Below are 22,827 nucleotides of genomic sequence, written 5' to 3'. Positions count from 1 at the left end.
AAGAAGTGAATCCACTAACTGGATTTTGAATACATTAAAACGGCCCTTCTTATGTGGAAGTGCCGTTTCTTTAATAGGTATTCACCTTACACAAACACCAAATTCAATTTCCCATCTTCAAGAGACAGACTGGCATCGAACTTATTGCCGTTATTGGCAGTGAAGCCCTTAATGACATTCGTTTTGCCTTTCGTGCATAACAGTTTCACTTGCGCAGGAGTCAATTTCTTTTTCAGATAGATGCCCGGAAAAGTCTGCTTACAGCCACTTTTGTAGTTACTGCAACCATAAAACGATTTCCGTGCCAGGATCATCCCTGTCTTGCAGTGCGGGCAGGGGGCAACTTCGACAGCCTGGTAGGAACCGTACGATTTTGTGGCGCGTGGCGGCACAAGTGATGCGTCAATCGTCGTCGCTTCCAACTGCCGCGGTACTTCGTCCAATAGATTCGTAATGAACTTCCCGATATTATCAAGGAAATGCTGCCCGGTTCCTTCACCGTTACCGATTTTCCGCAAATACGCTTCCCATTTCGCAGTCATCGACGGACTGGCAAGCAAGTTCCCTTCAATCGCTTGACAAAGAACCCGGCCTTTAGCAGTAATGGACACGATATTTTTCGATACAGCAATATACCCATGCTTTTTAATCGTTTCAATAATATTACTCCGTGTCGCTTCCGTACCGAGCCCTTCAATCTCTTTCAGAATATCCGTCTCGCCTTTATCCTCGACAAGCTTCCCGCATGTTTTCATCATGGCGATGAGTTGCCCTTCTGTATACGGTTTAGGCGGCATTGTCTTGCCTTCTTTAATGGCAATCTTACTTTGAACAGGTTCCTCGTTGCGCAGTGGCGGCAAGGAAGGCTCATCCTTTTCCTCTTTCGACCGTTGGAATAAAGCCTTCCATCCCTGATCGCGCTCAGTTTTGCCTGTCGTGAAGAAAGAAAGTCCATTCACATCCGTCGTCACTTTCGTTTCCGTATACAAATAATCCGTATGAAACATCGCAAGAGTCGTACGGACGACCTCCTCATACAAATTCCGTTCAAGCGTAGACAACCGTCCAAGAACCGCTTGTGTTGGAATCTTTTTTGTCGGAATGATCGCATAGTGTTCCTGCACTTTCGAGCTGTCGACATAGCGCTTTTTTGGGGCAAGCGAAGCGACAGGGAAGGGATGATTGATCAGTTGCTGGTAATCGCCGACCTGGTCCTTCAAATACGCAAATTCGTTCGGCGTAATATGTCTGGCATCCGTTCTTGGATACGTGACGAGCTTTTTCTCATAGAGCCCTTGCATGATTTTCAACACATCCGCCGGGCTTGTCTTCCATCGTCGGTTCGCTGTCGCTTGCAACGTAGAGAGGGCATGCAATTGCGGTGGTGGCGTCCGCTTTTCGGTGTGCGTAACAGAAGAGACAATGCCTGGTGAACTAAGCTTGAGACCGTGCTTTCTTAGTAACTCCTGAATGATCTCACGCTTCGGTTCCTTTGCTTTTGCTTTTCCTTTATACGTACCGTGCTCCGCCGTAAACGTCGCTTCCACTTCGAAAAATGGCTCTGATACAAAATTTTCGATTTCCATCTGCCGTTGATAGATCAGATAGACAGTAGGAGTTTGCACGCGTCCAATCGGAAACACCTCTTGAACACCTTTTGCTTTCAACAGCAGCGTATACAGCCTCGAACCATTCATACCAACAAGCCAATCACTGATCTGGCGTGCTTTCGCTTCCTCATACATCATGAGATCCTTGCGATTATCCCGCAAACTCGCAAACCCTTTCCGCACTTCATCGACTTCAAGCGAATTGATCCACAGCCGCTTGATCGTCTGATTTCGCGCGCCAGTTTGATAATAAATGCTATAGAAGATATTCGATCCTTCGCGATCGACGTCACATGCATTAATGACCGTATCCGTCCCACGAACCAACTTCTTCACGACCTGAAACTGTTTGAATTTCCCTTTTGCGACCTGAAATTCATAGCGCTCCGGTAAAATCGGCAAGCTCCCAAGCGACCAGCGTTTCCAGGCAGGGTTATAGGTATGAGGCTCCTTCAATTCCACCAAATGGCCGACACCCCATGTTATATAAGCACCTTCCGGGAAAACCGGGCACGCTTGGATTTCCATATAGCCTTCAAATTTGCGCACCGAAAAAGCGTCTGCATACGCTTTCGCCTGGGATGGTTTTTCAGCTAGGATTACTGGTTTCATGGAGGCACCTCAATTTTATCTGTATTACGTTCGTTCTGTTAGGTTGATTATCTCATATTTTAGGGTGGGTTGCTATGAGGGAGTGTGGAGAATAAAACATATGCTTCTCATATATCTTCTACTAATCGTATATTAGAATAATCCGGATTTGTTACTTTTTAAAAGATTTATAAATGCATTAACAATACTATGAATGATAGAATTGCAAGTAATAAAATCATTGCTGTATCTTTAAATGAATCCTTTATACGAACATGCGTTATAATGCCCCGATTCCTGTAATACCAAGTAGATGTGCCCCAATTAGTGCCGAGCTTGGTACCCAATATCCAATGATTAGTAGTGCAGCACCAGCGACTTAAATAATGCCTGTTACCATTCAAACCATTGGTGGAGTCCCCAAGTCAAATTCTCTATATGCATTATGACACTTGGTACTTTTCCAATCCCTGCAACCCTTTATGATTAATTCAAAGCATCTCGATGGATTGAAACTTCGAGGACATTCAACGCGTAGAGTAAAGAAGCGAGTTGTAAAAATACACAATAAAGGAGTGGCGACTAGATGAATGCATTCCCGAAAGGCATTAAGTTTTGTTATGAATGGCGGTCGTACCAGTCCCGTATTCTTCAAGAGTTGAATGATCATATTGCAAATGGCCAATTTCACCTTGTTGCGCCGCCTGGTTCAGGAAAAACTGTGTTAGGGCTTGAAATTATGTTGAGAATAAATAGACCGACATTAATCGTGGCGCCTACTTTAGCGATAAAGCAACAATGGAAAGACCGCTTCACTGAATTGTTTTTGCAAGAAGGGAAGCCTGAATGGATATCCATGGATATTACGCAACCGAAGTTTATTACGGTAACGACCTACCAATCATTACATAGTATTTATAAAGAAAGTGAAATTTCCGGAGATAGTGAAAATGAAACTATAGATGACTTTGAGCCTGAGAAATATCAGGAGGTTACAAAGTCGGAAAGTGCTCGAATCCAGCAAGAGATTGTCAGGTTAGGATTTGGTACGCTTATTTTGGATGAAGCACATCATTTACGTACGGCTTGGTGGCAGTCGATGATAAGTCTCAAGGAAACTCTTTCGGATGTAATCGTAGTTGCTTTAACAGCTACACCACCATTCGATGTCTCCACGGGGGAATGGCAACGATATGTCCAGTTATGCGGCTCAATTGACCTTGAAATAAGTGTTCCTGAACTTGTGAAAGAGAAAGAACTTTGTCCGCACCAAGATTATGTTCACTTTTCGGTTCCTGAAGGAGAAGAATTGAGCATGATTCTTCACTTCCGGGAAGAGACGGATCGATTTGTTTTAGAGAGTCTTGGCGACAGGCGCCTTCAAGAACTGCTCGAAAATCATCCGTGGATGAAAAACCCCATGGAACACATTCCTGAAATATTAGATGATCCAGCGTATTTTTCAAGTATGTTAATTTACCTCAAACATATAGGCAGTAATCTTTATAAAGAGGCATTACCAATTATAGGAATGCCGGAACACACATTGCCTGCCTTCACAATTGAGTCGTTTGAAGAACTTTTAACTGGCATTTTGTTTTCTGATGAAAGAATAACGGATGACTTGAAACTGCGAAATGAACTGAAAAGCCGGCTTTCAAAAATAGGGGCAATTGAACGACGGAAAGTCAGACTGCTTTCAACGGAAAAAATGAATCGGAAATTGACACATAGTATGTCAAAGTTAAACAGCATTTGTGAGATTGTGAAATTTGAAAAAGGGCTGCTAAAAGAGAAGCTGCGGATGGTGATCCTGACAGATTATATTCGTCTTCTGGATTTACCTGTAAAAGCAGGCGATGAATTACCGCTCGTTCGTATAGGTGTAGTGCCGATTTTTGAGAAAATCAGGCGAGATGCCGGCTTGCATGTTAAAGTCGCAGTTCTTACAGGATCACTTGTTATCCTGCCGACAAGCGAACAAACTCTTGTGGATGAAATCTCAAAACGCTATTCCATTGAAATGCAATGGAATACGTTGGCGCATGATTCGTCTTATATTCGGGCTGATTTGACTGCTGTCAATCGGCAAAAGATGGTTTCAGTCATAACAGAGGTATTTTCTTCTGGTGAAGTGGATGTCCTTGTTGGAACAGCTGCGTTGCTTGGGGAAGGATGGGATGCACCATGTGTTAACTCGCTCATCATGGCCTCTTATGTTGGTTCGTTCATGCAATCGAACCAAATGCGTGGAAGGGCAATCAGAATAGACCGGAATAATCCTAGTAAAACATCGTCTATTTGGCATCTCGTTTGTGTGGACCGGGATGTAGAAGACCCGGGCTATGACTATAATTTGCTTGCTCGCCGTTTTCGTTCACTTGTTGGTGTTAGCGAAAAAGAAGACGTTATTGAAACTGGCATGGCGAGACTTGAGTTAGAAAAAGCACCTTTTACACCTAGTAAAATTAACTTGATTAATGAGTTGACCTTTGCGAAAGCTTCCAAACGCGATCAGTTGTTTGAACGATGGCAACTCGCCATTGCAAAAGGTCGGGAAATGACAGAAGAGCTCATTGCGGAAAGAAGTTCTTTACCTCGACCTTATTTTCTCCCGCATTCAATGAAGGCATTGGCTTGGATCGCGGCTTTTACCGTTATAGGTGAAGTTTTTGACGCAACTAATTTTTTGACGAACTTCCGAGGTGTCCCGCTTAAAACTGGTTTATCACTAGGTTTGATTGTTGGTATATTGTTTGGTCTTCCGACAATTATCAAGGTTGTAAGATTATACATGAAACATCCTTCTGTCGAGTTAAGCATGGCGGAGATTGGAAAAATTATATATTTGTCACTTTATCATGCTAAGGCTGTGCATACACCACTTCAAGAAGGCATGATTCACGTAGTGGCAGATAGGATGGGGAACTATACTTGCTGGCTTATGGATGGTACAACACATGAAAAGAATGTATTTATGAACGCTTTAAAAGAGTTTATAGACCCTATTGAAAATCCTAGATATTTAATCGTTCGAAAAACAGGCAATTTCATAAAACGAAAAGATATTCATGCCATTCCCGGAGAAATCGGAAGGAAAAAAGAATATGCCCAGTATCTCCAAGTGGAGTGCGAACGACGGCTCGGAGACTGTGAACTCATTTATACACGCACAGTGGAAGGCAGAAAAGAACTTCTATCAGCACGAATGAAGGCCTTGTCTGCAGCGTTTGTAGCAAAAGCAGATAGAATTAGCGGGTGGCGCTGATTCTATCGATTGTGATGAATACAAAAAATTTCATAAATACGCTCGCCGTCATAAAGACTACACTTTTTTGGGTACGTAAGATACGCTACGAGCTGGTATGCCAATAGCGATACAAGTAGCAAAAGAACTAGGAAACAGTATTAATTTTAATGCGATTCGTTTAGAATAGTGGCGACTTAGCTTGCTTATACATCAATTGAGTAGTAAAGTGATAATAGAGCTAGTGGTAGGGAGGGAAATAATATGCGTAATAATACGATGGGGTCGTTAATTTGGTTACGTTTAATGCGTTTTGCCAATCAAAGTAACCAATTATCGAATGAGTTTTTAAAACGGTTTGATTTAACGACTGCTCAATTTGATGTACTTGCGCAAATTCAAGTATACCAACCAATTACACAAAGTGAATTAGCTGAAAAAGTGGTTGTGACGCAAGGTGGTATTTCCCGCATGCTCGCTCGACTTGAAAAAGAAAGCTATATTGTACGTAAACAAGAATGGAAAACGAAGACGATTAGTCTGACTGAGAAGGCTCAAGCAGTTTTAGAAGAGGCTTTGCCAGCCCAGCTGATGTTTCAATCTTCATTTTTCGAAGATGTATTGACTAAAGAAGAAGAAAAACAACTATACAAGCTAATAACACGTGTGCATAAACATAGTCAGCAAAAAAAATTTCCACCGGAGTAATTTTTTTTGCACAATCACTTGATTAGTCAAGTAAACTAGGAGGGGTTACTATGTATAAAATACTAGGACATCACCATATTTCAATGATTACAAAAAACGCGCAAGTGAACAATCAATTCTATGAAAAAGTATTAGGGTTGCGCCGGGTGAAAAAAACAGTTAACCAAGATAGCCCGACAATGTATCACTTGTTTTACGGAGATTTAACTGGAAGTGCAGGAACGGAATTGTCCTTTTTTGAAATTACAAACGCTGGAAGAACGGTTTATGGAACAAATGCAATTACACAAATCGGCTTACTCGTCCCGTCATTTGAAAGTCTAATCTATTGGAAAGAACGGTTTGAACAATTTGATGTTACGCATGGTGAAATTACAACGTATGCGGGTCGTGCAGCACTTCCGTTTGAAGATTCGGAAGGATTACGTCTTATTTTATTGAATAACGAAGACGCAGAAATCCCGAAGTTCTGGTCCGCTTGGGAAGATTCAGCCGTAGAGAAAAAGCATCGTATTTTAGGTATGGGGACGACAGAAATAACTGTGCGTTATTTGGAACGTACGGCTAAAACGTTGCGGGAGCTCTTTGGCTATGTAGAAGTAGTTCATTCGGAGGAGGAAGCAATATATCAGTCGATTGAAGGGCAAGTATTTGGTGAAATTGTATTGAAACAACAGGAAGGTCCAAGTGAAAAGCCAGGCCGAGGGAGTATTCATCATCTTGCGATTCGTGCAAAAAACGAAGAAGAGCTCAAGTATTGGGAGGGCGTAGTAAAAGAACGTGGATTCGATTCATCTGGCGTCGTTGATCGTTATTACTTCCAAAGTTTATATTTTCGTGATTCGAACGGTATTTTATTTGAAATTGCGACTGATGGACCTGGATTTACAAGAGATTCAACAGTCGAAGCATTAGGGGGGAAATTAGATTTACCACCTTTTTTAGAAGAGAAACGTGCGGAAATTGAAGAGAAATTACAACCTCTAGATTAAAGGAGAGAATGAAAATGGAAAAATACCGTATAGATACAACTAAAGGACTTGAATTCGGTTTATATTCGATTGGTGATCATCTAATAAATCCGCATACCGGAAGCGGCATTAGCGCTGAACAACGTATTCAGGAAATAATTGAGGCAAGTAAGCTAGCGGAGGAAGCGGGACTGGATGTATTTGCTGTTGGTGAAAGTCATCAAACGCATTTTACAACACAAGCACATACGGTTATTTTAGGGGCGATTGCTCAAGCCACAAAAACTATTAAAATTGCTAGTTCTGCAACGGTGTTAAGTGTATCAGATCCTGTTCGCGTCTATGAAGACTTTGCAACGCTTGATTTAATATCAAAAGGTCGAGCTGAAATTGTTGCTGGACGAGGTTCACGGATAGGGGCATACAGTTTACTCGGATACGATGTACAGGATTATGAAGAATTATTTGAAGAAAAGTTAGAGCTTCTGATGAGATTAAACGATGAAGAAAAAGTGACGTGGGAAGGACAATTTCGTGCACCTTTGGAAAATGCTATGATCTTACCACAACCACAAAATGGGCATTTGCCTATATGGCGTGCTGTAGGTGGACCACCTGCCAGTGCGATTAAAGCAGGCTATGCAGGAGTGCCAATGATGCTTACAACACTTGGCGGACCAGCTATCAATTTTAAGGTAGCTGTAGATGCCTATCGTGAGGCGGCACAACGCAATGGCTTTGATTCAACGGCTTTGCCAATTGCTACGACAAGTTTGTTTTATACTGCGGAGACGACACAAGAAGCGCTGCGTGAATATTATCCTCATTTAGATACAGGGATGCAGGCTTTAAGAGGTGGGGGTTATCCTAAACAACAGTTTGCTCAGTCAACTGATTATCGGGATGCATTAATGGTTGGAAGTCCTCAGCAGATTATTGAGAAATTGCTCTATCAATATGAACTTTATGGCCAACAACGTTTTATGGCTCAAATAGATTTCGGTGGCGTGCCATTCGATAAAATCATGAAAAATATTGAGTTGATTGCGACGGAAATCTTGCCGGCAATTAAGAAATATACAGTTGGAAAATAAGGAGGTGCCAGTATGAAAGTCGTGTTATTATCAGGTTCCAATGTCGGGTCTAAAACAAGGACGGCTATGAACTATTTGCACAAAATTATGAATGATAAACACTCAGATGTCGAGATAACTTTAGTGGATTTGGCGGAATTCGAAATGGTCTTCAGTGATGGACGTAATTATTTGGAATACGAGGGCGATACAAAATTTGTGTTGGAAACCATAATGGCTGCAGACGCAATTATTATAGGAACACCAACGTTCCAAGCTTCTATACCAGCAACATTGAAAAATATTTTTGATTTACTACCCGTCAATGCATTTCGAGATAAAGTAGTAAGTATGTTAGTTACAGCGGGGACGGCGAAACACTATTTGATGGTGGAACAACAGCTGAAGCCGATTCTAGCCTATATGAAGGCACATATTGTTCCAACATACGTATTTATAGAAGAAAAAGATTTCTACCGTAAAGAAATTGTCAATGACGATGTGCATTTTCGGATGGATCGATTAGCGGAAGATACGGTGCTTCTAGTTAATGCTTATAAAAGTATTCAAGAAATGAAAGATGAAGAATATGGGTTTTAGAGAAACGTATCGACCGATCAAGAGATTGATATGATTATTTCGATGTTGAAAACAGCTAGAAAGAGCAAAATATAGATTTCCAGTAATTCTTTTTCATCAGGACAAACCGTGGAACATCGAAGCTATGCCGAGCGTGAAGTAAAGAACAGAAATTTTAATCCGTTTTGCTCCCAGTGTAAAGGACAAACTTTTACAATATGACTCACAGCATTCATGATAAATATCTAACGTCCTTCCTCTTTTTACTGTCGAAAAGAAATTAAAAAAGAAGTGCCGGAAGAGGAATTGGCATCAATTCTGAAAGTTTACTTTGAGGTTTATTGACATGATAGAGTAAGAATCGCATTGAAATACAGTATAGGGTGTCTATGCAAGAAACAAAGTGGATGTGTAACAATCACATTTGTTCCTTGCACGGACACTCTTTTTTTGATGCCTGCACCTAAAATAAACAGTCAAACGGAGGGGAGGGGGACTCACGATTGTGAGGGTAATCATCCATGCGCATCAAGGATGCTTATCTGCCATTATTCTCTGCTTCAATTTCTTATCTATAATTGTCTATTACAACTATAGCATTCCTGTTTCTATGAATTTATTTAATTAAAGAAAAAATCTCATGTTGAAATGTTATATCACTTTATGATATAACATTATTAGATATATCATAAAGCGATACAGTAGGAGGAGCGCAAATTGAAGCTATTTGAGCCGCTGACGGATTCTGTTTTTTATATAATGGCTTCGCTTACGGAGCCTCGGCATGGATATGCCGTAATGAGCCTAGTGGAAGAAACGACAAAAGGAGCATTTGTAATTGGGCCGGCTTCGTTATATACAATTATTAAGAAACTGCTGAAGGAGCAGTTTATCGTGATGCATGATGAGTCGGATTCGCGACGGAAAGTGTATGTGTTAACGGACGTGGGGCGGCAAACGCTAGAGGCTGATATCGCACGACGGAAAGTGATGATTGAGATGGCGGAAAAGGGGCTTGAAAGGGGGAGTATAGGATGAACCAGACAAAATATATATTGTCGGCAGGATTGGCTTTTTCAGAAGCAGCCGATATGAAAAAGTTACGACATGAATCGATGCAAGGATGGCATTTGAAACGGTTTCGTTGTGCGGGATATGAGTTGGAGAAAGGCGATAACGAAGACGTGATCTACAGCATTGATTATCGCCTGCTGGAGCCGGATGAAAAAGACGAATACTTTGGTATGTTTGCCATTGCTGGTTGGACACATGTTTGCACAGAGTATAATATGCATGTTTTCAAGGCGGGCAAAGGAACTGTGCCGATTTATAGTGATGCAGAGTCTGCCCGGGATAAAATTAGCCGTTTAGCGATTCCTGTGAGATCGGTGACCATATATACTGTCGTCCCGACTGTTCTTTTTGGATTACTCATGAATTTCACTTCCGGAACGATTCAAACGGTTAGCCAATTTGCCTTTTATATTGCTCTTATCTTTGCGGTTCCTTCGGTTATGACATATTTGGCAACAATTTATCATCAGTTAAAAAAATGAACGAATGGGGGATGAAGCATCGTGGAGACCATTTTAACTGTCGAGGGACTCGGCAAGTCGTTTAAGGAAAGACAGATTGTCAAAGATATCTCTTTCAATGTCAAAAGAGGAGAAATTATGGCGGTTCTCGGGCCGAATGGTGCGGGAAAGTCAACTACGATCCGCAGCATTATGGGAATCCTCTATCCGGACGAAGGCATAGTGAAGTTTCATCAATGTGAAGCTGGGGAAATTCCGCGAAATAAAATCGGCTATTTGCCGGAAGAACGTGGACTCTATAAAAATGTCAAAGTGATGGATATGATTTTATATTTGGCGGAGCTAAAGGATTATCCTATTAAGAAGGCAAAGGAACGGGCGCTACACTACTTGGCAAAGCTCGGTCTTGAAGGAAAAGAAAAAGTTTCTGTTGAGGAATTATCGAAAGGGATGGCGCAGAAAGTGCAGTTTATCGGTTCCATCATTCATGAACCGGAATTGTTAATACTAGATGAACCATTTTCTGGACTTGATCCTGTCAGTCAGGAAGTCTTCAAAAGTGAAATTAAGGAACTTGCGCAGAGTGGTACGGCGATTTTATTATCCTCCCATCAAATGAATATGGTTGAGGAAATATGTGACCGATTGTTTATGATTCACCGAGGCCAAAGAGTGATAGAGGGAACGATGATCGACGTGAAAAACGAATACGCAAACTTTAAATGTACGATTCGCGGGGAAAATGAGGCGGCGGTATTGGAGCGACTGTCGCATGTTAGCCGGGTGGAGCAAAAGGGCGATGTATCAATCGTTTATTTGAATCAGGAGGTCGTTGTCCCACAGTGGCTCAAACAATTGCCGGAGACATTATCCATTCAAGAGCTATCCATCGACCGGATTTCTTTGCATGAAATATTTATCGATATCGCGACGGACCGGCATATCATCAAAGAGGAGAGTGCTAGTCATGCGTAATAGTTTTAAAGTGGCAAAATGGGAGATTAAGAGAAATATGATGAATAAATCCTTCATCATTTCACTGTTGCTGACACCAGCTTTCTTTGCGCTATTCTATTTTGTACCCCAATTATTTGGTGGCAATGACGAAAAGAAAATGATTGATGTTTTTATTGCAGATGAGCTGGGGGTTGCGCAAGACATAGAACAGCTAGTGAAAGACGAGCAATTACATTGGAAAGTGCATGTAACCGATTTAAGTGAGGATGAAATGGGGCAGCAAGCAGCCTTGGAAGAAAATGCGGTATATATCCCGCTCACTGAACAGGCACTGAATGATGGAGTCGTACAAGTCTATAAGGGTGAAGATGTCGATGAAAGTTTTCTGTTTGAAGCGTACATGCTGGAAGCCCCTTTGCGTCAATTGCAACTGGATCAGCTCGACTTATCTGACGAACAGAAAAATGTAATTGCAAAAGGAGTCTCTGTTCAGCAAGCTGATTGGCAAGAGCTAGATAATGGTGGAGAACTGTTAGAGGACGACAATGATCCGTTGAAGCAAATTATACCAGGCGCATTTGCGGCGATTATCTTGTTTTCAAGCGTCATGACAGGAATGATGATCTTTACGTCTGCTTCTCAGGAGAAAAAAGAAAAAGTAGCGGAAATTATCTTATCGTCTGTGACGCCAGGTGAATTGATGCAAGGGAAGATTATTGGCTATTTTGTGCTAGGTATTACCCAAGTCATTGTTTGGTTGGGAATTGGATTGCCAATCCTCGCTTGGAAAAGTGACTTACCAATTATTGAGTATTTATTCGTACCGCAGCTAGCGCTTTTAGTCATCTTGGCAATTGCCGGCTACTTGTTGTTCGCCGCCATTTTCGTTGCAATCGGTGCAACAGTGGAAGATATGACATCGACAAGCAATTTCCAAGGTCTAGTCATGATGCTTCCGTTTCTACCGCTTATTTTCATCGGACCAATTATCGGTGATCCTAGCGGCATCATCGCGAAAATCGGTTCGTTCATTCCATTCACTGCGCCAGCGGTCTGGATCATGCGACTTTCGTTACTGGAAGAATGGCCGTGGATCGAGATAGGTATTAGCTTAGTTGTATTATTCGCAGCGATCTGGCTCGTGATGAAAGCGGCCGGGAAGATATTCAAGATCGGAATTTTGATGTATGGAAAAAATGCTACGCCGAAAGAGATTTGGAAGTGGCTTTGGGCGTGATAGAGTAGAGAAATGTCAATAAAAATATGTAAAAAAACCGCTAATTCTCGTAAGAATTAGCGGTTTTTATAAACATCAACCTAAATTGAATATCTTCGAAATGATCTCATCACTTCCTGGTGAAAACATAAAGATTGATAACGAAATACATAATAGACCTCCGAATATCCATCCGAATTTTTTCTTTCCAAGTAGCCCTTTGCCGACAAAAAAGATGCCCGCAAATAACAGTAAGAAATACCAAAAGCCCATAATCTCACCCCTTTAACGTACTAATATGACGTTAAGGGTTGTAATTATGTTCTGCTTCTACTTTTTCTCATGCATAAATATAAAAGAGGTATTCCTGTCCATTCTTTACCGGATCTTGTGCTAAAGTGTAGCCATGCGCTATCGCTTCTTCCGGGACATTGCGGAATGAGCCTGGGCAATCGGTGATTACTTGTAAAAGTTCCCCTTTATTCATGCCCTGCAGTGCCTCTAATGTGTAGATAACGGGATAGGGACAAGATTCTCCGCGCAGATCGAGTGTGAAATCGGCTTCCTGTTCAGCTTGCATGTGTTTTCACTCCTCTCTTCATCGTCAAGTTGCGATGATAGCGTTTTTCTTGGAAAATTGTTAGAGCGTAAAGTATGCCTAGCATAGCGAGCGTTGCAATAATCGCGCCGACTGGGCCAATGGAATCCAACAAGTTGATCTTCGTTCCGCCTTTTGCCAATACATTATACACACCTAGATGATCCCATGCATAAGCGAGGAAAGTGGCGCCGATAATATTGCCGGCAAAGACAGGCAAGAAGAGGACTTGACCTTCCATTAGCCTGTACATCATTCCGGTTTCACAGCCTGAAGCCATGACAATGCCGAGCCCGAACAATACGCCACCAACAAACGTGCTTAATGCAGCTATTTGAGTGATGGGCGTCAAGTCATATACGGAAATAATGAAGACGGTAATGATGGAACTGATAGCCATTCCAACAATGATTGCTTTTGCCATGACACTGCGTCCTACAAGGAACAGGTCACGGAAGGCTGAAGTGAAACAGATCTGTCCGCGTTCTATCAGAATGCCGAATGCGAGTCCAAATAATGCTCCGAATCCAAGCAGTTGTTGATCGGTTGCAAAGAAGTATATCATCAGACCGATGTAGACAATCGCAATTGCACTGCCAATATAAGGCTGAATGATGCGCTTCTTGACTGTAGAAGGTTTCGCGGCGCCTTTTGTTAAAGTAGGACGACCTTTCCACCAGCGTGTCTTCGTTAGTTTTGCGCCGAAATAAGTTCCAATTCCAGTAGCGACGATGAAGATCCACGAGTGGAAGGAGAACTGCGGAACGCCTGTGAAAAATGCAGCCAAGTTACAACCAAGTGCTAAACGCGCACCGAACCCGGCGATAATGCCACCGACAAGTCCTTGGACGTAACGGCGTTTCTGTTGGGGACGCCGAATCTTGAAGTTATTACTCAATAACACCATGATTAGGGCACCCGCAAACATTCCCCAGACAATCCAGCCATCAGGACGGTTCCATGTCGAACCTTGTAGATGGACCATGTCATAATATTGCCAACCTGAAATATCAACGCCGAACAGCTTTAGAAGATCTCCTCCGAGACGTGTGAATTCACCAGTGACTGCCCAAACCGTTGAAGTTAGGCCAAAGTATAGAGCGCTGAGGATCCCTGCAATTAGTAATACAACATAGGGATTCCAATAGCGTTGAAAAATTGGTTGAATGATTGTTTTCATGTCTAGTTGCTCCTCATCTAAAGTACTTTTCTATTTTAGTCCTAATAAGTGAGAAAGCAAGTCCCTAATTCTGTAACACAATCAAATGTGGCCGTAGCACAATCCAATACCGTCGCAACACAATCAACCCAGCGCAACGCAACCAAACAGGGCCATAGCACAATCAAACGGGTCCGTAGCACAATCAAACGCCGTCGTAACGCAATTAAACACCGCCGCAACACAATATAAATTCTTCAATGGCTGGGAAATATCGAATGTATCATTGAAGGGGATAAAAATGTTATGCTAATGACATTCTATTATTGGTATAAAAAATAGTATTGCAATCATCATGAGAGGGGCACTTTAGGAATATGTATAGTTTAAAACAACAATGGTTTGGGAATGTGCGTGCAGATCTACTAGCGGGTATCGTTGTAGGACTGGCACTCATTCCTGAAGCATTGGCTTTTGCGTTCATTGTGGGCGTCGATCCACGTGTCGCGTTATATGCGTCATTTACGATAGCTGTTATTACATCCTTTGTAGGCGGTCGACCAGGCCTGATCTCGGCGGCGACCGGAGCGATGGCGTTGGTGCTGGTCAGTTTGATGGCAGATCACGGGTTGCAATATGTACTTGCTGCAACGATTCTAACAGGGATCATTCAGCTAATTCTCGGGGGGCTTGGCGTGGCAAATCTGATGCGCTTCATTCCCAATTCTGTCATGCTCGGGTTTGTTAATGCGTTAGGAATCATGATTTTCATGTCCCAATTAGGCTATTGGTTCGGGTCTACAACAACGGCTTTCCTATTCGCGATGATTACATTGATTTTAGTGTATGCCATCCCGAGGTTTTTCACGGCTATTCCTGCGCCACTCATTGCAATAGTCGTCATGACGGCTATTGCGCTGTTTAGTGGTGCGAAAATGCAGACAATCGGTGACTTGGGGACGATGCCGAATTCATTGCCGACATTTTTCTTTCCGGATATACCGTTGAATTTTGAAACGTTGAAGATCATTTTGCCATACTCTCTAGCGTTGTCCATAGTAGGTTTATTAGAATCATTACTGACATCACAAGTGCTCGACGATATGACAGATACGCCGAGTAATAAAAACCGGGAAGCGCGCGGGCAGGGGATTGCTAACGCGATTACTGGGTTTTTCGGTGGTATGGCGGGTTGTGCACTGATTGGTCAATCGATTATTAATATTAAATCGGGTGGTCGCGGACGTTTATCTACGTTTACAGCAGGTGTCTTTTTAATGTTCTTGATCATTGTTCTAGGGGATCTGGTGACGAAGATTCCGATGCCCGTTCTTGCAGGGGTCATGATTATGGTCAGTATGACGACATTCAACTGGGGTTCGTTCAAGTTCATGAAACAGGCACCAAGAACGGAGTCACTTGTCATGCTCATCACAGTTGTCATTATTTTATACACACATAATCTCGCCATTGGTGTTGTCGTCGGTGTGATCTTAAGTGCGTTGTTCTTCGTCGCAAAAATTTCGCGCGTGACCGTCACAAGTCATGAAGGGCAATACAAAATCAAAGGACCATTATTCTTCGCTTCCACAACAAAGTTCATCCAGTCATTTGATAACGTGACCGAAGAGGATATTGTCATTAATTTTGAAGACAGTCAGTTGTGGGATGAATCGGCGGTAGGGGCAATCTTCAAAGTGGTTCAGAAGCTCGAAGGAAAAGGTGTGAAAGTGAAGATTGTAGGATTAAACTCTTCAAGTGAGCAAATATACAAAAAGTTACTTTAAAATGACAATCAGGGAGGAACCCATATGAAGATAGCTGTGGCGATTGACGGGTCTGAAAATGCGTTGCGTGCGGCAAAACATGCGATACAACTTGCACAATATGTACCGGAAGCCCATTTGGAAATTATCTATGTAGCGGACTACAACAAGGCAAAAGATGAACGTTTGTTAGCGCAAAGTCCGGAAAGCCTTTCATTGAAACGTGAACAGAAAGTGCATCCGATTCTTGAACTCGCGACAGAAGCGGGTGTGAAGGCGGACGTTACTATGTTAAAGGGTACGCCTAGTCTTGAAATCATTAAATATGTGAATGACAAAGAGATTGATCAGCTCGTAATCGGCAGCCGAGGATTAAGTACGTTCCAGGAAATGGTGCTTGGCAGCGTCAGCCATAAAGTGATGAAGCATGTGGATTGTCCTGTGACGGTTGTGAAATAAAAGAGAAGTACTTGGGTAAGTAGTTCATTCATTAAATAAAGTGCGAAAAAAAGACCGCTAATTCGCACATGAAGTAGCGGCCTTTCAACTTTACCACAAGTCATTGATCAATAATTATCAATGACACCACCTAAGGAAGCTGCTTTAATCACCGGCTTTTTAATAATCTCTTCTATTTCACTCTTTGTGCCATAAATGACGATTCCTAATACTTCTACATCTTCTGGTTTCATATCTTTCATCTTACTATAGGCTTTCTCATGGTCTATATATGCACTCGTCTGCAGAAGCTTTAGAAAGTTAGCATATCCACTTTTAAAGTCGTTAGGGGAGGGAATTGCAGTGTTAATTGAGAAACCTAAAGCTCCGTGTTCTCGCACAAAAGTCGATGACCAATCGTGGTTTTCTGCGTCTTCTTGCATGATACCTAATTGGCTTTCGCTGTAGGTATTCAACCAGAACCAAGTCATTTCAGGAAGTCCGTATAAAGGAAGTTCACTAAACTTATAGGGCTTATCAAAAGAGAGGGCTACTTCATAGATTTTATCGCCTTCCATTCCATTAATGAGATCTTCATCGTTTTTATATTTTTTATACGTTACATCTGGATGGAAAAACAGCATTTCGCGCCATCCATTTTCTTTATATGTAAACTGCCAGTCATCGCCAGTGATTCCGATACTGCCACCATGACCTCTTGAAATTAAAGAGGCGGATTTCAAACCATAATAATATTGACTTTGTTCGATTACGATTGACTTTATCTTCATATCCTTGGAAACTTTATAATGACTCTGGCCACCTACTATTCCATTCGAATCCACCGTTTCACTAATATAACCATTCGGAGTAGTAAGGCGAACGTAAGCATCCCATTGCTTATACGCCTTTTCACTGTAGTAGGTGGAAATAGCAAAATTAGCTATGCTTAGTACGACAAATACTATTATTGAAACGAAAACGATTGTAATGATTGACTTGCTTTTCCCTTTTCTTATCGCCTTTTTAATCTTCCTTTCATCAAAAAGATCCTCTGTAAAATCATCCATGTAAATGCCTCCACTTCTTTTGAAATTCATTCCGTGCGCGGTATAAATAAGTTCTTATGGTTTCTTCCTTCATTCCTAGTAATAGGGCGATTTCTTTATAGCTCAGCTCCAGCTCATATTTCAAGACAAGCAGCTGCCTATACACTTCCTTCATTTGATAGAGTACAAGTGAAATTTCCACATTCATCTCATTATGTAAAACACTTTCCTCAGTATCTTGGTCATTCGCAAAATTGCTCCAGAAATGAAGGTCATCAATTGAAATGACGTGTTCTTTTCCTTTCTTTTTCAATGTTTTTTTGAATTCATTCATCGAAATGGTGAAGATATAGGAGAGGGCTTTGTCAGATGGAACTCCGCTGCTATAAGCGATATACTTCGTATAACTTTCTTGCACAATATCTTCCGCATCTTCATGACTACAGCCGTTCTTTCTTAAGTAAAAATAAATCATTTTTGCCTGTTTGTTATATACCTCCAACAAAAACCGAGAGTCCATAGCTCCTCCTTTCTAACGCCCTTCACTACTAAAGAGTCTTTTGGATTAAAATAGTGTACAACTATATGAAAAGAAAATATGAATACGGGATTTCACTTTTGGTTAGAGATGAGAAGATATAAGACTCGTGGCATATTCTTTACCAGTTTATATCTTCCAGATGAAGAAAGGTGAAAACCTGTTTTTTGTAAATGAAATGTTATACTTATTCAAATTGACTAAATTTCAATAAGTCCGATAACAGTATTGAAATGTAGCTGTGCTGCTTTGTATCGAAACATAAACGTCGCGTATCGAAAAGTAGAAGCGTCGTAACGAAACGTAGCGCGTTCGTATCGAAATGTAGCGAGCGCAACGAAACGTAAACGTCGCGTATCGAAAAGTAGAAGCGCCGTATCGAAATGTAACGCGTTCGTATCGAAATGTAGCAGTCGCAACGAAACGTAAACGCCGCGTATCGAAAAGTAGAAGCGCAGTATCGAAACGTAACGCGTTCGTAACGAAACATAGCTGCGTCGTACCAAACACTTTAAAGAAACAGGAGGGGTTGGATGTTAAGTCGAGTCATTCAGCAATTTAACTTGAATGTGTTGTCAATAAACGAGGTTGAGGATTCCCATAGTTCAACAGTTTATAAATGCAATTTGACTAACGGGGAAAATGTCTTTTTGAAAATACCTTATACAAAATTGAAGTGGCAGCGAGAGTTGGAAGCCTATGAAATCTTAAAAGATCGAGTTTCCATTCCTAAATTGTTGGATTATTGGTCTGGTGATGAGGAGTGTACCGGAGCGTTCTTACTATCTGAATTAAAAGGGCAACCGTTAACAATTAAAGACTTACCCACAGTAGCTTTTCAGGTTGGGGTTCTTCAAGCGTCTATGCATCAAATTCAGCCGCCTACTGCGATACAGTTAACTGGCATACAAGATGAATTTTCGGATTGGTCTAATTTTGTGGAACGACAATTTTATAGTTTTGCTGCGGATGTAAAAGAAGTTTTGGATGAAAGTTTATACAGACAGGCCATTGAAAAATTTGAAAATATGAAATTACAGCTTCCTCCTTCAGATGGTCCGAGCTTTATACATATGGATTTTCGTCCAGCAAATATAATTGTTGTTGATGATAAGGTGTCAGGCATGATCGATTTTGAAAGTGTACGATTTGGCTCAACAGAAATCGATTTCACAAAACTGTATCGTGATTTCTTAAGCTTTGATCTAAGCTTGTATCATTCCTATCAAGAAGGCTATAACACGATAAGACCATTAATTGATTTGGAGGTTGTATTGCCTTTTTATCAATTTACTGATGCTTTTAATAGTATTGGTTGGTGTAAACGCCGTGGAATTGAAAAGAATGCTACATTTCTTGAGGAAAATCTTTTAATCCTAAAAAAAGTGTTACGATAAGCCATAATTGAGCGAGATAACTGCACACGTGGTGTGCTTCAATCGGGCAGGTTTATTGAAGAAACTCTGAGAGAATCGAAAGTAATTTAATCTTTTAGAAGGGGAGGGTGAACCCAATGGAAGAATATTATTGGGATACTAAACTTGAATACCTCAAAAGAACGAGAGATTTGTACTACAATGATGATTATATTGAATTTCTAGTTAAATATGTTTGGAAGCTATCTAAACCTGTTCATATTATTGACTTTGGTTGTGGGTATGGATATTTAGGACTGAAATTATTACCTCATTTACCGATTGGTTCAAAATATACTGGAGTTGATAAAGGAAAGCATTTAATTGGTAAAGCAAAAGAGCTTTTTCATAACAGTCCTTATGAAGCTGAATTCATTTTGACTGATATCAATGAAATTGAGTTGGAGAGGAAATATGATATAGCTGTTAGCCACGCCTATCTTTTACACATGTCCACCCCAAAAAAAATACTTCGAAAAATGGTTAATTCAGTTGTCGATGGAGGAAAGGTAATCTGCTTTGAACCAAATTGGATTGCCGGCATGTCATCCTACTACATTGACGGGCATGAACAATCTCAAATCGTCCAACTTGGGATTCTTCAAAAACTATTTGAAGAGGGTGCAAAACAAACTGGAAGAGACGGAAATGTTGGTTTAAAATTACCCCACTATCTTTCGGAGATGGGTGTGAAAAACATCGAATGCAGAGTTAGCGATAAGGTTAACTTTCTTGATCCGAATGTGGATCAAAAAGATCAAGAAAAACTGTATAGTTCATTAAAAGAGGACGGGATAGGTGAAAAACCTACAAATAGGGAATCATTTATTGAAGGTCTGATAAGCCGCGGACTCACATTGGACGAAGCAGAGAAACAATATGAATCTGAACTTCTGTTTTCGCAGATTTTTCATGCGAATTCCTCATTCGTTTGGTCACCTAGCATGAAGATTACTTTTGGAGAAATATAAGTACTTTATTCTCGAACGGGTACTTATCTTTAATAAGGTTATGCAATGTCTTCAGCAAACGGGTGCAGTTAAGGATGAGGAGCTGCGCTTCGATCGTGCCGGATTATCAAAGAATCTAGTAGAGAAAGTATGTGAATAAATGATTCCATTAGTATATGACCAAGTTAATGCATGGGGTAAAGATGATGATTTCTTCTTAGCGTTATTAAAGAAATTAAACGTAAAAAAAATAGCTGATTTGGGATGTGGAACAGGGAGATTAACCACTCATTTTGCCAAAGCGGGATACCATATTACAGCTATTGATCCGAATGAAGAAGCGATTGAATGTGCTAAAGAAAAATTTCATTCAGATGAATTGAAATGGATTGTTGGTGACAGCTCTGATTTACAAAAACAGGCTTTTGATGCTGTTATAATGACTGCAAACGTTGCACAAGTATTTCTTACAGATGAAAGTTGGAAACGCACTATTTCAGATATATATCGTGCATTAAAGCCTGGAGGACATATGATTTTTGATACACGGAACCCATTAGCAAAAGTGTGGGAGCAATGGGAAAAAGATCTAACACCTGATATTGCAACGAATCATACAACCGGAGAACCACTTGAAATTTGGACGGAATACGAAGGATTTAAAGGAAGTATTTTCACTTTTTACGAAACTGTTAAGAATGCACAAACAGGTGAAGTATTGCTTCAAGAAAAAATGCAATTAAATTTTCGAGCTCTAGAAGAAATTCAAGAATCACTACAACAAGTAGGTTTTTCACAAATTCAAGTATATGAAGACTGGGAGTTCAAACAGGCAACTAAGAAAGCTAACTCTTTTATTTTTCACTGTGTTAAATAAAAAGTATATGGAATGAATTGCAGGCTATTTTAGGTAAGTTGAGCATGCACAAAAGGCAGGTGTTAAATCTTATAAATTTCAAAGTACGAAATCTTGAAAGACACGATCAAATAGCCAAGACAATCATGTCTTAGGAGCATCCGTAACTTGCCAAATACCAACACAATCTTAATTGTGTTGGTATTTTTAATGCCATTATCTATCGTCTTCTCTATACTTGTTCAAAAAACTTCTCACATTATATAATTATTTATATATAAGTATTTACATATGAGTTTTAATTTGATATGCTTCACCTAATCAAAAAGATAGGGAAGTGGAATCTATGCTGTTATCTAAAAACCGTTCGTTTCGCAATCTGTTTGCCGGTAGACTTCTAAGCGTCTTCGCAGATGCTATGATTTTCTACGCCTTATTGAAATGGATAGAGGTACAGTCCGGTAGTTCGACCTCCTTCACGCTGTTCTTCATTGCTTATTATGTACCTGTTGCTATTTTCGGTATTCCTGTGGGTAGTTGGATTGAAGGACGGACACTTCAGAAAGTGATGATTGTTTCTGATGCTTTACGGGTCGCGATATTATGCATTTTCCCTTTGATTCTGTACTTTGCTCCATATCAATGGACATACTTGTTACTACTCATTATGAGCATATTACAACTGTTTTTTATTCCTGCTACTCAATCATTGCTTCCGCATGTTGTTAGTATGGAGGAGCGGGCAAAGGCGAACAGCCTGTTTCAAATGGGTCTCACGGTGGTCAAAATCATCGGTCAAATAATCACGACTTTTCTTATCAAATTGATGTTCCCTATTCCAGTTTTGCTTTTCGTTGCAGCAGGGTTTCTCTTTCTATCGCTTCTTTTTATCCGAAAGGTCCAGCCTTTCATCATAAATAAACAAACCGTTCAACGTGGAAAGCTACAAATGATGAAGGAAGGGTTACTATATATATGGAACCAACCTAAATTCAAAGCGTTGTTTCTCTTTTTGACGCTAGCAATGCTCGTTGCAACATCAGTCGACCTTGTGTTAATCTCATTTTTAACAGATCGCTTGTCTGTCGGTGTGGAAAATCTGAGTTTCATAGGTGCATCTTCTCTCATGGGGATTTTGCTTGGGGCATTTTTCGCTCCTAAACTGTATCCGAAACTAGATAGAAAATGGATGCTAATCCCGCCGCTCTTTGCAGTAGGTATTAGTGTAGGAAGCCTTTTATTCATTACAAACTGGCAATGGATTCTTCCATTTTTCTTCTTGCAAGGAATCGCATTGGGCGGGTTTAATGTGGCGCTTGTTACTTATTTACAAGATGAAGTGGATAATGACTATTACACGCGGACATTCAGTCTGTATCATATGATCACAACTTCCGTAGCGTTGCCTGGCATTCTTGTCACAGGACTTTTGCTAAGGAGAATCGAAACCTTACACACGATACAAGTGATGTCTGGCTTGTTGTTATTGCTTGGCATCATCGGTTGCTTTGTCTTTCCGCGTTTAGGAAAGGGAGCCACCCAAAGTTCGACATAGTAGAAGGGATGAAATT

General features: G+C 40.9%; 21 protein-coding genes and 1 pseudogene. 16 read left to right on the top strand and 6 right to left on the bottom strand.

Annotated features, from left to right (window positions below):
• Positions 1 to 86: 86 nt before the first annotated feature.
• Complete coding sequence (locus tag H9649_RS13965; RefSeq protein ID WP_191695524.1) at positions 87 to 2,222, bottom strand: type IA DNA topoisomerase; 2,136 nt, start codon at positions 2,220 to 2,222, stop codon at positions 87 to 89.
• Positions 2,223 to 2,787: 565 nt separating this feature from the next.
• Here H9649_RS13965 and H9649_RS13960 point away from each other — a divergent pair.
• The 10 genes and pseudogenes from H9649_RS13960 (at position 2,788) to H9649_RS13920 (ending at position 12,508) form a co-directional block, all read left to right on the top strand.
• Positions 2,788 to 5,469: a DEAD/DEAH box helicase family protein gene (locus H9649_RS13960; RefSeq protein WP_191695523.1), complete on the top strand. Its 2,682-nt coding sequence runs from the start codon at positions 2,788 to 2,790 to the stop codon at positions 5,467 to 5,469.
• Positions 5,470 to 5,482: 13 nt separating this feature from the next.
• Positions 5,483 to 5,657: pseudogene (locus H9649_RS17875) on the top strand (nicotinate phosphoribosyltransferase); the annotation flags it as partial.
• Positions 5,658 to 5,712: 55 nt separating this feature from the next.
• Complete coding sequence (locus tag H9649_RS13955) at positions 5,713 to 6,156, top strand: MarR family winged helix-turn-helix transcriptional regulator (protein ID WP_191695522.1); 444 nt, start codon at positions 5,713 to 5,715, stop codon at positions 6,154 to 6,156.
• Between the two features lie 50 nt (positions 6,157 to 6,206).
• Entirely contained in the window at positions 6,207 to 7,148 is a 942-nt protein-coding gene (locus H9649_RS13950) for a ring-cleaving dioxygenase (protein WP_191695521.1), read from the top strand.
• A gap of 14 nt (positions 7,149 to 7,162) precedes the next feature.
• Positions 7,163 to 8,221 (top strand): LLM class flavin-dependent oxidoreductase, encoded by a 1,059-nt coding sequence (locus H9649_RS13945; protein WP_191695520.1) that lies wholly within the window; start codon positions 7,163 to 7,165, stop codon positions 8,219 to 8,221.
• A 12-nt stretch (positions 8,222 to 8,233) separates the two neighbouring features.
• Positions 8,234 to 8,800 (top strand): NADPH-dependent FMN reductase, encoded by a 567-nt coding sequence (locus tag H9649_RS13940; protein WP_191695519.1) that lies wholly within the window; start codon positions 8,234 to 8,236, stop codon positions 8,798 to 8,800.
• Positions 8,801 to 9,496: 696 nt separating this feature from the next.
• Complete coding sequence (locus H9649_RS13935; protein WP_191695518.1) at positions 9,497 to 9,817, top strand: PadR family transcriptional regulator; 321 nt, start codon at positions 9,497 to 9,499, stop codon at positions 9,815 to 9,817.
• Positions 9,814 to 10,335 (top strand): DUF2812 domain-containing protein, encoded by a 522-nt coding sequence (locus H9649_RS13930; protein ID WP_191695517.1) that lies wholly within the window; start codon positions 9,814 to 9,816, stop codon positions 10,333 to 10,335. The genes H9649_RS13935 and H9649_RS13930 overlap by 4 nt, the downstream gene beginning before the upstream one ends.
• Before the next feature lie 21 nt (positions 10,336 to 10,356).
• Positions 10,357 to 11,289, top strand: a complete 933-nt coding sequence (locus tag H9649_RS13925; RefSeq protein WP_191695516.1) for an ABC transporter ATP-binding protein — start codon at positions 10,357 to 10,359, stop codon at positions 11,287 to 11,289.
• Positions 11,282 to 12,508, top strand: a complete 1,227-nt coding sequence (locus H9649_RS13920) for an ABC transporter permease (protein WP_191695515.1) — start codon at positions 11,282 to 11,284, stop codon at positions 12,506 to 12,508. Before H9649_RS13925 ends, H9649_RS13920 begins: the two co-directional genes overlap by 8 nt.
• Positions 12,509 to 12,583: 75 nt before the next feature.
• Here H9649_RS13920 and H9649_RS13915 read toward each other — a convergent pair whose 3' ends face one another.
• From H9649_RS13915 to yedE, 3 genes are all read right to left on the bottom strand, one after another.
• Positions 12,584 to 12,760 (bottom strand): hypothetical protein, encoded by a 177-nt coding sequence (locus H9649_RS13915; protein WP_191695514.1) that lies wholly within the window; start codon positions 12,758 to 12,760, stop codon positions 12,584 to 12,586.
• 67 nt (positions 12,761 to 12,827) lie between these two features.
• On the bottom strand, positions 12,828 to 13,067 hold the full coding sequence (gene yedF / locus H9649_RS13910; RefSeq protein ID WP_191695513.1) for a sulfurtransferase-like selenium metabolism protein YedF: 240 nt from the start codon (positions 13,065 to 13,067) through the stop codon (positions 12,828 to 12,830).
• Positions 13,057 to 14,265 carry a selenium metabolism membrane protein YedE/FdhT gene (yedE, locus tag H9649_RS13905; protein WP_191695512.1) on the bottom strand — a complete coding sequence of 403 codons (1,209 nt, stop codon included), beginning with the start codon at positions 14,263 to 14,265 and terminating at the stop codon, positions 13,057 to 13,059. Before yedE ends, yedF begins: the two co-directional genes overlap by 11 nt.
• A gap of 356 nt (positions 14,266 to 14,621) precedes the next feature.
• Between yedE and H9649_RS13900 the strand changes: the two genes are divergently transcribed.
• The gene (locus H9649_RS13900; protein WP_191695511.1) at positions 14,622 to 16,031 is read left to right on the top strand and encodes a SulP family inorganic anion transporter; all 1,410 of its coding nucleotides are present in this window, start codon (positions 14,622 to 14,624) and stop codon (positions 16,029 to 16,031) included.
• Positions 16,032 to 16,055: 24 nt separating this feature from the next.
• Entirely contained in the window at positions 16,056 to 16,469 is a 414-nt protein-coding gene (locus tag H9649_RS13895) for a universal stress protein (RefSeq protein ID WP_191695510.1), read from the top strand.
• Between the two features lie 107 nt (positions 16,470 to 16,576).
• Here the strand turns inward: H9649_RS13895 and H9649_RS13890 are convergent, their stop codons facing one another.
• Both H9649_RS13890 and H9649_RS13885 read right to left on the bottom strand, forming a co-directional pair.
• Entirely contained in the window at positions 16,577 to 17,518 is a 942-nt protein-coding gene (locus H9649_RS13890; RefSeq protein ID WP_191695509.1) for an anti sigma factor C-terminal domain-containing protein, read from the bottom strand.
• Positions 17,511 to 18,017 carry an RNA polymerase sigma factor gene (locus H9649_RS13885; RefSeq protein WP_191695508.1) on the bottom strand — a complete coding sequence of 169 codons (507 nt, stop codon included), beginning with the start codon at positions 18,015 to 18,017 and terminating at the stop codon, positions 17,511 to 17,513. Before H9649_RS13885 ends, H9649_RS13890 begins: the two co-directional genes overlap by 8 nt.
• 551 nt (positions 18,018 to 18,568) lie before the next feature.
• Here H9649_RS13885 and H9649_RS13880 point away from each other — a divergent pair.
• The 4 genes from H9649_RS13880 to H9649_RS13865 all read left to right on the top strand — a co-directional run bounded on the left by H9649_RS13880 (position 18,569) and on the right by H9649_RS13865 (position 22,811).
• Positions 18,569 to 19,432: an aminoglycoside phosphotransferase family protein gene (locus H9649_RS13880; RefSeq protein WP_191695507.1), complete on the top strand. Its 864-nt coding sequence runs from the start codon at positions 18,569 to 18,571 to the stop codon at positions 19,430 to 19,432.
• A gap of 116 nt (positions 19,433 to 19,548) precedes the next feature.
• Positions 19,549 to 20,421: a class I SAM-dependent methyltransferase gene (locus tag H9649_RS13875; protein WP_191695506.1), complete on the top strand. Its 873-nt coding sequence runs from the start codon at positions 19,549 to 19,551 to the stop codon at positions 20,419 to 20,421.
• 139 nt (positions 20,422 to 20,560) lie between these two features.
• A complete protein-coding gene (locus H9649_RS13870; protein ID WP_191695505.1) occupies positions 20,561 to 21,277 on the top strand; it encodes a class I SAM-dependent methyltransferase in 717 nt (238 codons plus the stop codon).
• 325 nt (positions 21,278 to 21,602) lie between these two features.
• The gene (locus H9649_RS13865; RefSeq protein WP_191695504.1) at positions 21,603 to 22,811 is read left to right on the top strand and encodes an MFS transporter; all 1,209 of its coding nucleotides are present in this window, start codon (positions 21,603 to 21,605) and stop codon (positions 22,809 to 22,811) included.
• Positions 22,812 to 22,827 lie beyond the last annotated feature (16 nt).

It is taken from the genome of Sporosarcina quadrami, assembly GCF_014836615.1.
GTDB classification, from domain to species: domain Bacteria; phylum Bacillota; class Bacilli; order Bacillales_A; family Planococcaceae; genus Sporosarcina; species Sporosarcina quadrami.
The sequence above is the reverse complement of the archived record's forward strand: the minus strand, read 5'-3'. Positions and strand labels throughout refer to the sequence as shown.